Annotated in this window: 13 protein-coding genes; 7 read left to right on the forward strand and 6 right to left on the reverse strand. The window is 35.4% G+C overall.

The features are described 5' to 3' along the window. Positions 1–86 precede the first annotated feature (86 nt). The 6 genes from EG358_RS02190 (at position 87) to EG358_RS02215 (ending at position 7,166) form a co-directional block, all read left to right on the forward strand. Positions 87–1,325 (forward strand): OmpP1/FadL family transporter, encoded by a 1,239-nt coding sequence (locus tag EG358_RS02190; protein WP_076561254.1) that lies wholly within the window; start codon positions 87–89, stop codon positions 1,323–1,325. A gap of 9 nt (positions 1,326–1,334) precedes the next feature. Further along, positions 1,335–2,900, forward strand: coding sequence for an SGNH/GDSL hydrolase family protein (locus EG358_RS02195; protein ID WP_076561255.1), 1,566 nt, complete (start codon positions 1,335–1,337; stop codon positions 2,898–2,900). An 85-nt stretch (positions 2,901–2,985) separates the two neighbouring features. Continuing rightward, positions 2,986–3,924 (forward strand): ribose-phosphate pyrophosphokinase, encoded by a 939-nt coding sequence (locus EG358_RS02200; protein ID WP_076561256.1) that lies wholly within the window; start codon positions 2,986–2,988, stop codon positions 3,922–3,924. A gap of 55 nt (positions 3,925–3,979) precedes the next feature. Then, a complete protein-coding gene (locus tag EG358_RS02205) occupies positions 3,980–4,621 on the forward strand; it encodes a 50S ribosomal protein L25/general stress protein Ctc (RefSeq protein ID WP_076561257.1) in 642 nt (213 codons plus the stop codon). 162 nt (positions 4,622–4,783) lie between these two features. Beyond that, entirely contained in the window at positions 4,784–6,004 is a 1,221-nt protein-coding gene (locus EG358_RS02210; RefSeq protein WP_076561258.1) for an aminotransferase class V-fold PLP-dependent enzyme, read from the forward strand. A 43-nt stretch (positions 6,005–6,047) separates the two neighbouring features. Continuing rightward, positions 6,048–7,166 (forward strand): pepsin/retropepsin-like aspartic protease family protein, encoded by a 1,119-nt coding sequence (locus tag EG358_RS02215; RefSeq protein ID WP_076561259.1) that lies wholly within the window; start codon positions 6,048–6,050, stop codon positions 7,164–7,166. A gap of 292 nt (positions 7,167–7,458) precedes the next feature. Here the strand turns inward: EG358_RS02215 and hemE are convergent, their stop codons facing one another. The 6 genes from hemE to hemA all read right to left on the reverse strand — a co-directional run bounded on the left by hemE (position 7,459) and on the right by hemA (position 12,772). Beyond that, positions 7,459–8,514 (reverse strand): uroporphyrinogen decarboxylase, encoded by a 1,056-nt coding sequence (gene hemE, locus EG358_RS02220; RefSeq protein ID WP_076561260.1) that lies wholly within the window; start codon positions 8,512–8,514, stop codon positions 7,459–7,461. A gap of 39 nt (positions 8,515–8,553) precedes the next feature. Further along, a complete protein-coding gene (locus tag EG358_RS02225) occupies positions 8,554–9,237 on the reverse strand; it encodes a uroporphyrinogen-III synthase (RefSeq protein WP_076561261.1) in 684 nt (227 codons plus the stop codon). Beyond that, positions 9,237–9,896: a peptidoglycan recognition protein family protein gene (locus tag EG358_RS02230; protein ID WP_076561262.1), complete on the reverse strand. Its 660-nt coding sequence runs from the start codon at positions 9,894–9,896 to the stop codon at positions 9,237–9,239. The genes EG358_RS02225 and EG358_RS02230 overlap by 1 nt, the downstream gene beginning before the upstream one ends. A gap of 3 nt (positions 9,897–9,899) precedes the next feature. Beyond that, positions 9,900–10,481 carry a DUF1287 domain-containing protein gene (locus tag EG358_RS02235; protein ID WP_076561263.1) on the reverse strand — a complete coding sequence of 194 codons (582 nt, stop codon included), beginning with the start codon at positions 10,479–10,481 and terminating at the stop codon, positions 9,900–9,902. Positions 10,482–10,602: 121 nt separating this feature from the next. After that, on the reverse strand, positions 10,603–11,511 hold the full coding sequence (gene hemC / locus EG358_RS02240; RefSeq protein ID WP_076561264.1) for a hydroxymethylbilane synthase: 909 nt from the start codon (positions 11,509–11,511) through the stop codon (positions 10,603–10,605). Beyond that, the gene (gene hemA, locus EG358_RS02245; RefSeq protein ID WP_076561265.1) at positions 11,498–12,772 is read right to left on the reverse strand and encodes a glutamyl-tRNA reductase; all 1,275 of its coding nucleotides are present in this window, start codon (positions 12,770–12,772) and stop codon (positions 11,498–11,500) included. The genes hemC and hemA overlap by 14 nt, the downstream gene beginning before the upstream one ends. Positions 12,773–13,012: 240 nt before the next feature. Between hemA and EG358_RS02250 the strand changes: the two genes are divergently transcribed. Then, positions 13,013–14,038, forward strand: a complete 1,026-nt coding sequence (locus tag EG358_RS02250) for a rod shape-determining protein (RefSeq protein WP_115596396.1) — start codon at positions 13,013–13,015, stop codon at positions 14,036–14,038. The last annotated feature ends 29 nt before the right edge of the window (positions 14,039–14,067 follow it).

Genomic DNA, 14,067 nt, shown 5'->3' on the forward strand with positions numbered 1-14,067 from the left:
TCTTTTGCTGTTAAGTTTAAAATTTTAAGATTTATTAACAGACGTAAACAAAATAATTTTATATTTGGGTTATATAATAATAGTCTATGAAAAAAATATTAATATCAACTGCTTTATTGGCTGGGGTTTTATCTTATGCGGGAGGCTTTAGAGTTTCTTTGCAAGGGGTTAAACAGTTGGCAATGGCACACACGAGTGCTCATGCTGACGATGCGAGTGTTGCATTCTTTAATCCGGCAGGTATGTCATTCATTCCTTCTAAACTAAGTATTGTAGCTGGAGGTTTTGGAGCAAGTAATAAAGTTACTTTTCAAAATTTAAATACTTTACAAAGTACTGAGACCGATAATCCGCTGGGTACACCGATTTATGCTGCAATAGCGTATAAGCCTATTGATAAACTATCGATTGGTTTCAGTTTTTCTACGCCTTTTGGCAGTACCATTCAGTATCCTTACGATTGGGAAGGAAGAGAAATGGTACAGAAGCTGGAGCTGAAAAGTTATTATTTCCAGCCTATGGTTTCCGTGAAAATGGCCGATTGGCTTTCTTTTGGGGCAAGTTATATCTACGCCAGAGGATCGGTAAACTGGGATAAGGCAGTTACTCAATTTGGAGGAACAGTTAATATTAATGATGAGAAAGCAAGTGGTCATGGTTATGGTTTCGGTTTTTATTTCAGACCCGATCCAAAATTGGATGTAAGTATCGCATACCGTTCGCCTGTTGATATGAAAGCTAAAAAAGGAACAGCTACGTTCGTGGCTCCTGCACAGACTACAGTAAATACTCTTTTAGGACTGAACGCTGCAGGACAAGATGGTTTTACAGCAACTTTGCCACTTGTAGAAGAATATACAATTGGTCTTACATATAGAGTTACACCAAAATGGTTAATTTCTGCGGATTTCAACTATCACGGTTGGGAAAGATACAGCAAGTTGACTTTAGATTTTGCTAATGCTCCAATTGGAAATCAGACAGATCCTACAATATTAGTAGCACCAAAGAATTTTAGAAATTCAAAAACTGTAAGATTGGGAACTCAATATGCATTCACGAACATGATTTATGGTCGTTTAGGCGCTTATTATGATGAATCTCCTTACTCTGACGACAATTTCATTCCTGAAACACCATCTTTTGATTCTTTTGTGTTAACAGGAGGTTTAGGATTTAAGCTTAATAAATTCGGAGTTGACGTTGCCGGTGGTTATGCAATGCCACAAAGCAGAGATGTGAAAAATAATTACTTAGGTTTCTATGGTCAGGCAAAGGCTAAAGCATTCTATTTTGGTCTAGGTTTATCTTATAATGCTTTTTAATTTTAAATTATGAAAAAAATAATAATATCTACAATAGCTGTTTCGGCACTTCTTTTTACAGTAAGTTGTAATACAGATTTTGATACTGATGTAGAAGACATCGTTGTAACGAAAGGCGAAGCAGATTTCTCTAATTATGTTGCCTTGGGAAATTCCCTTACGTCTGGTTATAGAGATGGGACACTTTACAGTGATGGTCAGAACGAATCTTATCCTAGTATGCTTGCAATGCAAATGAAACTTGCAGGTGGCGGAGCATTTAAACAGCCATTGATGCCTAATAATGTTGGAGGATTTACAAACTTACCAGGTTTTCCGGGAAAACTCGTTTTAAAAATGGTTAATGGAGCTTTAGCTCCTGTTGCTTCTCCTGCCGCTGCTGCTTTAGATAATGTGGCTGCCGGTAGACCGTATAATAATATGGGAGTTCCGGGCGCAAAATCTTTCCATCTTGTAGCTCCAAATTACGGAAGTGCTGCAGGCTTGCTTACAGGAACTGCAAATCCTTACTTTGTAAGATTTGCTTCTTCAGCAACGACAAGTGTTCTAGCAGATGCAATGGTTCAAAAGCCAACTTTTTTCTCTCTTTGGATTGGAAATAATGACGTGTTGTCGTATGCAACAAATGGTGGAACCAACTCGCAAACTACAGGGGGAGTTACTACATATACTGCAGCAACAGTTCAGAACGGTAATACCAATCCGGCTACATACAGATCAAACGATATTTCGGATGCTAATGTGGTAGCAGGCTCTATAAAAGGTGTTCTTGATGGGTTGAAAAGTGTAGGATCTACAAAAGGTATTATTGCAAATATTCCTGATGTTACCAATATCCCGTTTTTTACAAGAGTTCCTTATAATGCTATACCTTTAGACGCAGCAAAGGCACAGTCTTTAAATACTCAGCTTTATGGACCTTTAAAAGCAGCGCTTACTGCATTTGGACAAGGTGATAGAATTAATCCTGTTGTAGCAGGAAATAATCCGGTGCTTATTATTGATAACAAATTAGCTAATCTTTCGGCACAGCTTACCGCTGCACTTACTGCAGGTGGGGTTCCGGCATCTCAGGCAGCATTTATAGGAAACGCTTTCGGAAGAGCACGTCAGGCAAAACCTGGAGAATTAATGCTTCTTACCTCAAGTTCGTTGTTAGGTTTGGATGCAACAACAAATCAAGCTGCTACACCATCTTCTGTATTTATTTACGGAGCAAGTTTCCCAATAGGAGATCAGTATTCATTAACGACAGATGAAGTGAAAAATATTTCTACTGCTGTTAAAGCTTACAATACATCTATCAGAGCTATGGCAGATTCGTATGGTTTAGCTTTTGTGGATATGAATGCAAAAATGACTGAATTAAATTCTAAATCAGGAATTTCTTGGAATGGCGTAAGATATACAGCTACTTTTGTTACTGGTGGTACCTTCTCTTTAGATGGAGTTCACCTTACAGGAAGAGGGTATGCAGTCGTTGCGAATGAATTTATTAAGTCAATTAATAAAAAGTATAATTCTACTTTACCCCAGGTAGATCCTAATAAATACTCAGGAGTTACATTTCCTTAATCGGAGATAAAAATAAATAATAGAAACCACAGGATTGATTCTTGTGGTTTTTTTTTAAATTTGCAAAATCTTTTAAAAAGTAAAAATGGCCGATCAGTTAAGTTATCTATTTTCTACAAGAACGAGTAAAGATCTTGCAGAAAAAATTGCCCAGTATTATGGGAAAGAATTAGGAAAAATCAACTTTCAGGAGTTCAGCGACGGAGAATTTGAACCTGTTTTAGACGAATCTGTAAGAGGAGGAAGAGTTTTCCTAATCGGATCTACGTTTCCGCCGGCAGACAATCTTTTAGAATTGCTTCTAATGATTGATGCAGCAAAAAGAGCTTCTGCAAAAAGTATTACCGTGGTGCTACCGTACTTCGGGCTTGCAAGACAAGACAGAAAAGACAAGCCAAGAGCGCCAATCGGTGCCAAATTGGTGGCGAATCTTTTAACTGCTGCAGGTGCAACTAGAGTAATGACAATGGATTTGCATGCAGATCAGATTCAAGGATTCTTCGAAATTCCTGTAGATCATTTGTATGCGTCTACCATCTTTGTAGATTATATCAAAAATCTTAAGCTTGATAATCTTACGATTGCTTCTCCGGATATGGGAGGTGCAAAAAGAGCAAAAAACTATGCAGGTCACCTTGGTGCAGATGTAGTAATAGCTTATAAAGAAAGAAAAAAAGCAAACGTAGTAGAAGAAATGTTCCTTATCGGGGATGTAGAAGGTAAGAATGTTATCCTTATTGATGACATGATCGATACAGCAGGAACACTTTGCAAAGCTGCAGATATCTTAATGGAAAAAGGAGCAAAATCTGTAAGAGCAATGGCTACTCACGGAGTACTTTCAGGAAAGGCTTATGACAATATTGAGAACTCGCAATTGCTGGAAGTAATTGTAACTGACTCAATTCCTGTAAAAAATGGCTTGTCATCTAAAATAAAAGTACTATCTTGCGCCCCATTATTTGCTGATGTTATGAAGATGGTGCACGAGCACCAGTCGATTAGCAGTAAGTTTGTTATCTAGTTGATAATTAGCTTTTTGCAATTTAAATCAAAACAAATTTTTAAATTTTTTATAAATGAAATCAATTACAATTCAAGGTACAAAAAGAGAAAGCGTGGGCAAAAAGTCGACAAAAGCTTTACGTGATGCTGAATTAGTTCCTTGTGTTGTTTACGGAGGTGGTGAGCCATTGAATTTCTCTGCTACAGAGAAAGCATTCAAAGGTTTGGTATATACTCCTGAAGCACACACGGTATCTATTGAAGTTGACGGACAGGTAATTCCTGCAGTTCTTCAGGATATTCAGTTCCACCCAATTACAGACAGAATTATTCACGCAGACTTCTACAGATTATCTGACGATAAGCCAGTTGTTATGGAAGTTCCTGTAAGAATTACTGGTCGTTCTAAAGGTGTTGTAGCTGGTGGTGTTTTACGTCAGTCTTTCAGAAAATTGAAAGTAAAAGCTATTCCTGCAAACTTGCCAGATGAGATCGTAGTAGATATTACTTCTCTTAAAATTGGTAACAAGCTTTATGTTGGTACTATCAAAACTGAAGGTTACTCTTTTGTACATCCTGACAATGCAGTTGTTGTAGCTGTTAAAATGTCTAGAAATGCAGCTAAAGGAGGTGCTATGGCAGATGATGACGATGAAGAAGAAGTTGCAACTGAAGGAGGAGAAGCTCCTGCAACTGAAGAAGCAGCAGCAGAATAAGAATTTTCTTACTCTAAATAAATTAACCTGTCATTTTTTTGGCAGGTTTTTTTTGTTTTAGATAAAAACGATCACTCTATTAATCTGGCAGACTTTTAGATAAAAAATCGTAAATTTGATGTGTTCTAAATAAAGAACTTTTTAATTTAAAAATTGTAATAAATGTTTGACATTCAGGAAATCAGAAGTCAGTTTTCTATATTAAATCAGGAAGTGAACGGTAAGCCATTGGTTTATTTAGATAATGCAGCTACATCTCAGAAACCCAATTCAGTACTTGAAGTTTGGGATCAGTATTATAAAGAACTCAATGCTAATGTACACCGTGGAATCCATACATTGAGCCAATTGGCAACCGAAGAAATGGAGCTTTCAAGAAGAAAAATCCAGAAATTCATCAATGCCAAAAATGATTTTGAAGTGATCTTCACAAAAGGTACAACCGAAGGAATAAATCTTATCGCTTATATTTTAACTCAAAAATTAAAGAAAGACGACGAGATTATTATTTCATATCTCGAGCATCATTCGAATATCGTTCCGTGGCAATTGCTGTGTGAAAGAACAGGCGCAAAACTTCGCGTAATCCCAATCGATGAAAACGGAATTTTGCAACTTGATTATTTAGACGAATTTCTAAGTGAAAAGACAAAAGTAGTATCTGTTAATCAGGTTTCCAATGCTTTGGGAATTGTAAATCCGGTTGAAGAAATTATTGCTAAAACAAGAGCCAATTCAGATGCTTATATTGTCATAGACGGTGCCCAGTCGGCTCCTCATTTTACGATTGATGTTCAAAAGTTAGACTGCGATTTCTTTGTATTTTCAGGGCATAAAATGTATGCTCCGATGGGAACTGGAGTTCTATATGGAAAACAGGAAATTCTTGAAGATTTGCCGCCTTTCCACGGCGGAGGTGAAATGATTGCAGTATGCTCGTTTGATGCAACAACGTATGCGGGTTTACCTTTTAAATATGAAGCCGGAACACCAAATGTAGGAGGAAATATTGCTTTGGGAGCTGCCGTTGATTTCATTAAAAAAGTAGGTCAGGAAAATATTCAGAATCATGAAAATGCTTTGCTGGATTATGCACAAAGACAGCTTTTGGAAGTCGAAGGTTTAAAAGTATATGGTGAAAAAGCGCACAGAACGGGCGTAGTTTCTTTTAATCTTGAAGGGATTGGTATTTCCTCAGATGTTGGGATGATTCTCGATAAAATGGGAGTTGCCGTAAGAACCGGCCATCATTGTACGCAACCGATTATGGATTTCTTTAATATCGCCGGAACGGTGAGAGCGAGCTTTGCCGTTTACAATACATTTCAGGAAATTGATTTATTGGTAGAAGGTGTGAAAAAAGCACAAAGGATGCTTTCTTAATAATTAACAGACTGTTTCTTTGAGGCAGTCTTTATTTTTTACTATGATGAAGTTTAAAATTTTTTATACTTGTACGTTGTTCCTGTTTCCGTTATTTTTTAGCGCAACTTCCATTCCTTTTGAATATATTGATGGAAAAATAATCGTTAAAGTTGATATTAAGAATCAGAAACACAATTTCATCTTTGATACAGGCGCATTCACCATTTTGTCTGACGAGCTGAAGGGCCAACTCAGTGAAAAGAAAGAAAACATGATTTTTGAAGGAATCGATGCTAACAATTCGAGTTCAAAAAATGAAATGTTTTCAACCGATGCACTTAAAATTGCAGATATAAAGTTTAATAAAGTAAACTTTTCATTTATGAATATTAATTGGATGGCTTCACGGGCGTGCATGAAAATCAGTGGAGTTTTTGGAGCCAATATGATGAATAGTAAAGTTTGGCGAATTGATTTTAGAACTAAAACCATCACAATTTCAGATAAAATAACTGAAAATTCGGCACAGTCAATATCAATTCCTTTTACTGAAGAAAACTTCACTCATGTCCCTACAATTAATGTCAATATAAGAAAGCAAAATTTAGATATGGTTTTCGATACGGGATCTGGTTCAGGTTTTACACTCGATTCAAAATCTTATCAATTAGTAAAAGACGGTAGTTTTCTGACTTTTGAAGGGCTTTTATCACAATCATTAAATAGTGTGAGTAAAGGTGAAAGATGGCTTGATGTAATGGAAGCTGAGGTTAATAATAACATTTTAGGTAATCAAATTGTTGATACAAGTTCAGATTCCCGAAATTTGGTCGGAACAAGATTTATGGAAAATTACCTCATCGATTTAGACTTCATCAACAAAAAAATCGTTCTCAATACAACAGATAAAACTTCCGAATATAATAGCTTCGGAATTGCTTTTGCTCCTGTTGACGGCACATTGGTTATTGTAAATAAGCTTAAAATTCCTGAATTATCAGGATTAAATGTAGCAGACAAAATTATTAAAGTAAATAATATTGATGTCTCAAAAATCGATGAAGAAACTTTCTGTAAAATCAAAAAAATTATGGACAACAGTAAGATTATGATTATCGAAAATGAATCCAAAAAAGAGTTTAAACTCGAAAAGAAAGATATTTTACAGTATCTAAACTAACTAAACTATAAAGTTGCTTATTATAGATTTTGGCGATTGCTCAAATTTTCTTTTAATTACTTTTAATAAAATGCTTTGAGTTAATTTTGTAGTTAGAATGTATTGAAATACCAAGAGCTAATTTTTTTCTTCATAGAAAAATCCCTTTCAAAGTTATTTTTGAAAGGGATTTTATTTATAATAATATTACATAAAGTTTGTCATTCCGTAGGAATCTTGACAATGTATTTGCGTAATTTTTAAAGCTAAATTTAGATTCCTCCGAAATGACAAGCGTATTGAAAAATCTGTGTCAATCTGTAAAATCTGCGGGAGAGTAATTACTAGGCTTCCAATCTACAACAGCTCTGATAAACGCTTCCGCATTTTCCAAAGGAATATTTGGTAAAATTCCGTGACCTAAATTGGCAATATATCGGTCTTTACCAAAACGATTGATCATTTCATTCACCATTTTCTTGATCGTTTCAGGTGTAGAATGTAATCTTGCAGGGTCAAAATTTCCCTGAAGAGTCATTGTATGATTCGTTAAAGTTCTTGCAAATTCAGGCTTGATTGTCCAGTCAACTCCTAAAGCTGAAACCGGAGCCATTGTCATTTCTTCTAAAGCAAACCAACATCCTTTTCCGAAAACCACAACATGAGTTAATGGGCTTAAGGCTTCAACGATTTGGTTAATATACTTCCAAGAAAACTCTTGATAATCTTCCGGAGAAAGCATTCCGCCCCAAGAATCGAAAACCTGAACGGCAGAAACTCCTTTTTCAACTTTTCTTTTCAGATAAGCAATCGTAGTATCTGTAATTTTCTGAAGTAACAAATGCGCAGCTTCCGGTTGTTGGAAACAGAAAGATTTAGCAATATCAAAAGCCTTACTTCCTTTTCCTTCCACGCAATAGCAAAGAATCGTCCACGGAGAACCTGCAAAACCAATCAATGGAATATCGTTGTCTAGTTTGATTAAAGTCAATTCAATCGCATCAAAAACATATCCTAAAGTGTCATTTACATCAGGAACGATCACGTTCTGCACATCTTCCATCGTTCTGATCGGATTATCCAACCACGGACCTACATTTTCCTTCATTTTAAAATCAATCCCCATTGCCTGAGGAACAACTAAAATATCCGAAAACAAAATCGCTGCATCCAAAGGATATCTTCTGATGGGCTGAACTGTAATTTCAGAAGCTAATTCAGGAGTCTGGCATCTTGTGAAGAAATCGTACTTATCGCGAAGTGCGATAAATTCGGGTAAATATCGGCCTGCCTGTCTCATCATCCAAACTGGTGGTCTTTCTACAGTTTCGCCACGAAGTGCTTTTAAATATAGGTCGTTTTTAATCATAATATTATAGATAGTTGACGGCTTTTAGTTGATAGATTATTAAATATCTTTTTCTAATCTATTTTTTATGACCGACAATAAGTTTAATAAAGTATTTTCTGTACTCGTAAAAATCTCAGATTTTGTATGCTTTCTTACTTCTTTAGAGGTCGTTTCTCCTATTGAAAAAAGGATGGTATTTTCTAAAGAATTATTTTTCGCAAAACTACGAACTCCGCTCGGGCTAAAAAAAACTATTGCATGATATTTTTCATGTATCACAGGATTAAGCGCTTCTGTCTCGTAAACAGTGACTTTTTTATATGAAATATTCTGTAGCGGAAGCTTTTTGTCTAAAACATCAAGCGCCAAATTTCCACAAAAATGAATGAATTTTTCGTGAGCGCAGTTTTCGATAATGAATTGGGATAATGTTTCGGCATTTTTTAAGACCTTAAATGTTCCGAATCCGTTTTTGCGAAGCTCTCTTTTGGTTTTTTCGCCTACACAATAGATCTTATTGTAGTTTTTTGCGGTAAAATCTTCATTAGGCAGAAACTTGTTTTCGAAAAAAGATTTTACCCCGTTGAAACTTGTGAAAATAAGCGATCGGTCTTTCAGGTCAAAATGCTCTACAAAAATCGGTTTTGTTTTTATTACCTCAACACAGTCGATCGAAATATTATTTCCCAGTTTTTCTGAAAGATATTTTGGATCGATGTTTTTGGTAAATAAAATGTTCATTAAGGTTTATCTTTTAAATGTAAATCGACGACTTGCTTTCGTACTTTGGTCATAAAGTCTTTTCCTGGATCTTCTTTTCCCGTGAAATATTTGGGGTCAGATTCTTTCCATAATTTAGAATTTCTGAAAATTCCGTATTCTGAATGGCCAATAAGATATTCTATTTTATATTTTTTGGTTAAATATCTTACCAGTTCTGCGTTGGCTTCAATTTGTTTTTCGGTAAGCGGTTGTTTCTTGCTTCCAATATTTTCAACTCCGATGGCGCAATAATTTAGACCAATCGTGTGTCTTGCAAATTGAGTTGGTTCCATTAATTGGTAAATAGTTCCGTCTCGGTCTATGATAAACTGCGAAGAAACATTGAGTGTACTTTGCTTTTTTAAAGTATTTCTTGCGCTTTCAAGATGGGTTTTGTTGAAATATTTGTAGTTGCTTTCTACCGTTCCGCCCGCTGTGTAATGCAAAACAATCATCTTCGGAACAATTGTCGGCGTTTTTTGACTTAAACCGTGATGTTCTTTTAAATATTCTAAGCTTAATTGAATTCTTTCCGCAGAATAACTGATCGGCTTATTGATGATCTTTAAACCTGAATTCTGTGCTGAACTCAAGTTTAAAATAAATAAAAACAGAGCGAAAACGACCTTCCTTATCATAAATTATTTTGAATATTGGTAATGTCCGGTAATAGTAAATTTAAACAGACAATCTTCAATGACCTGTCCGCCACCGATGTTATGTACAATTAAATATCTTTTTCCGTCTGCCGATTTTTTGTTGACAACAATTCCGATATGCGTTAAATTCCCCGGAAGAAGCCACGTTACAATATCTCCGGGAACGTACAATTCAGGCTTGTTTTCAATAGATTTAGATTTTCCAAATTTGGCAAAGAAAACTCTCAGATTTGGAACTCTTCGATGATCGATATTGGTGTCGGGTCTTTTTAAACCCCAGTTTTTAGGATATTTTGAAAAATTCTGTTTCATATCTTCATGCACTTCCTTCTGAAGATCAATCCCCAGTTTTCTGTACGCTCTGATTACGACGTCAGTACAAACGCCTTTGTCCGCCGGAACATCTCCATTGGGATATTTTAGCGTAAAATAAGCAGGATCGTAGGTGACTTTATCTTTCGTTAAGCTTAAAGCTGCATCAGACAATTTTTGTGCAAACTGATTTTGAGCTTTTCCAAAAAAGACAAAAAGGAATAAGATGAATATTGAAAAGAATTTTTTCATTGACTTAAAATTTGGAATTGAAAACAAGTCCTGTAAAGTTCAAAAATTAATTTTAAACATGAAGATTCTTTAAGCATAAAGAAATGTTAAGATTCAGAAAATCTTAATTTTGCCTAAAACCTTAAAGCTGACTTTTAATTTCAGTCATCAATTCTTTACCTCCGTTTTCTAAAACAATATTGGCAAATTTTTCACCAAAATTTTCTTCTTCATTATATTCAAAACTTTCGTCGGTTGCGATATAATTTTTGCCGTCTAGCGAGCAAAGAGCAGCTTTGAATCTGATCTGGTTTTCAATTTTTTCGGCAAAAGCTCCAATGGGTGCAGTACAACCGCCTTCAAGAGTGCTCAGGAAATTTCTTTCAATTTCTACACAAATTTGAGTCTGTTTGTGACTGATCTGCTTCAAAATGTCGTTGATTTCTTTTTTATCCGAATGTCCGGCTACAGCAACTACACCTTGCGAAGGCGCAGGAATCATGAATGGTAGAAATTCGTAATCGATATCCATTTTCATTCTTTTAATTCCGGCCAAAGATAAAATGGTCGCATCAAAGTCTTGCTCTTCCAGCTTCTGAAGTCTGGTCTGAATATTTCCTCTGATATCAAAAAACTCTGTTTCAGGATAATTTTTAGACCAAAAAGCTCTTCTTCTCAAGCTGCTTGTCGCTAATTTGAGCTCGTGAAATTCTTTGTCCATTGCCGATTTTCTTTTAATCAAAACATCTTGTGGATGGTCTCTTTCAAGATAAGCGACGATTTCTATATTTTCGGGTAATTTTGTGGGTACATCTTTTAGGGAATGCACGGCAATATCAATTTCGTCATTCAGCAATGCGATGTCTAAATCTCTTGTAAAAACCCCTGTAATTCCTAAAGAATAAAGAGGTTGATTAAGGTTTTTGTCTCCTGAAGAAACAATCGGGACAATCTCGGTAAGGTAATTAAGGTTTTGCAAATGTCTTGCAACTTCTCTAGCCTGCCAAAGTGCAAGTGCAGAATTTCTGGTTCCTATTCTAATGCTTTTCATTGAATTCGTTATTGGGTTGTTCGACTAAAATTTCGTGCATTAATTTACTAATTTCCTCCGCTTTTAAAGGGTTGTCGATGATATATTTTGCAAAACGGTTGGTTATTTTCTGAATCATCTTCTCAGAAAGCTCCATGTCGTTGATATTGATGTACTTATTTTTTCTGTAAAAATTGTGCATTTCGTTACGCTCCATGTTTTTCAACACCGCTTTGAAATGATGAATATTAGGCGCCAGTTTTCTCTTTTTTTCCCATTCCAGAAAATCTTTGGTCATTTCTTTGATGATAACCTCGGCTTTCGGGATCTCTTTTTCTCTTTGTTGAATAGTTTCCTGAATTTGTTTTGAAAGTTCATCAACATCGATCAAAGTAACATTATCAAGTTCGGAAACATCTTTGTCAACATTATGAGGAATGGAAAGATCAATAATCAGAATTTCTTTTCCGTTTTTTAAATGAGACTTGTTGATGATCGGGGTTTTTGCTCCTGTAGCAACAATTAAAATGTCGGTGTTTTCTAATTCCTTTTCAAAATCATTATAATCAATATTGGGAATATTGTATTTCTCTGAAATTTTTGCTGCCTTTTCCTGAGTTCGGTTGGCAATTTTTATTTTAGGCTGGTAAACGTGTTTTACTAAATTTTCAACCGTATTTTGACCAATCTCACCAACTCCTAGAAGAAGAATGTTTTTTTCAGTAATTCTTTTCTGATTGTTTAAAATATAATGTACCGCCGCATAAGAAACAGAAGCGGCTCCGTTGGAGATGCCGGTTTCATTTTTTATTCTTTTAGAAATCTGAATTGCAGAATTAATCGATCTTTCTAAAAAAGGATTCGAGTTTTGCCTTTCTTTTTTAAAACGGGCGTACGCTTTTTTGATTTGCCCGATAATTTCAAAATCACCGATGATTTGGCTTTCCAGTCCGGCTGCCACTCTGAATAAATGATTTAAGGCCTCTTCTTTAGTTGCAATATTGGCAAATTGAAGAAAGTCTGAAAGATTTACACCAATCGTTTTGCAATATTCTTCGGCTACTAAAAGATAATTGGGTGAGGTAGAATAAATTTCGGTTCTGTTGCATGTGGAAACCACAAATGCGTCCCCTAAATTTTCGTCGTGAATTCGGGTAACAAAGTTTTTAATATTGTCATCAAAAAATGCAAATTTACCTCTGGTTTCAACATCTGCCTTTTCGTAACTGATGGATAATACGGCAAAATTTGACGTCTGATGTATATTGGAATACTGTATCATAAGCAGTCGCAAATTTAAGGAAATTTTACTTAAAGATTTTGTGATTGTTTGTATGATAATTATCGTAAAAAGCTATAAATTAATTATGTAAGATTTTGTACCTTTTGCTAAAACTTACAGAAACAATAGATTAAGAAAAAAGTGTAATTTTAATAAAAATTTAACCAAATTATATAAAACTTTGTAATCGTTAGTACTGTGAAATTTATATCTTTGTAAACTTAAATCAAGGAGAAAATTATGAGTTTATTCGATATGTTTACGCAAGAAATTGCGATAGACCTTGGAACTGCCAACACGCTTATCATCCATAATAATAAAATTGTTATAGATCAGCCTTCTATTGTTGCAATAGAACGTTCTACGGGAAAGCCGATTGCTGTTGGAGAACAGGCGAAACATATGCAGGGTAAAACGCATGAAGATATAAAAACCATCCGTCCGTTAAAAGACGGAGTTATCGCAGATTTCCATGCTTCAGAGCACATGATCAAAGAATTTATCAAAAAAATTCCGGGTATCAAAGGGAGATTTATTCAGCCTGCTTTAAGAATTGTGATTTGTATTCCTTCCGGAATTACAGAAGTTGAAAAAAGAGCGGTAAGAGATTCTGCTCAGAAAGTAAACGCAAAAGAAGTACGCTTGATTTATGAACCAATGGCTGCTGCAATAGGGGTTGGTATTGATGTACAGAAACCTGAAGGTAACATGATTATCGATATAGGTGGTGGTACTACCGAAATTGCGGTTGTCGCTTTGGGAGGTATTGTTTGTGATAAATCTGTGAAAATTGCAGGTGACGTATTTACCAACGATATTGCTTATTTCTTAAGAACGCATCATAATTTATACATCGGAGAAAGAACTGCTGAAAGAGTGAAAATTGAAGTAGGTTCTGCAGTTGAAGATCTAGATGTAGATATCGACGATATTCCTGTACAGGGTAGAGATCTTATTACCGGTAAGCCAAAAGAAATTATGGTTGGATATAAAGAGATCGCTCGTGCTTTGGATAAATCAATTATCAGAATTGAAGATTCTGTAATGGAAACTCTTTCGCTTACGCCGCCGGAATTGGCAGCAGATATTTACAAAACAGGTATTTATCTTGCTGGTGGAGGTGCTTTGTTGAGAGGTCTTGCAGACAGATTACACAAGAAAACAGGGCTTCCGGTTTTCGTGGCAGAAGATTCTTTGAGAGCTGTTGTTCGCGGAACGGGTATTGCACTTAAGAATATGGATAAGTTCAATTTCTTAATTAAATAAATTTTTTAACTTTTTACGACTTTATATCT

The sequence above is a fragment of the Chryseobacterium indoltheticum genome, from assembly GCF_003815915.1.
Classification (GTDB): Bacteria; Bacteroidota; Bacteroidia; order Flavobacteriales; family Weeksellaceae; genus Chryseobacterium; species Chryseobacterium indoltheticum.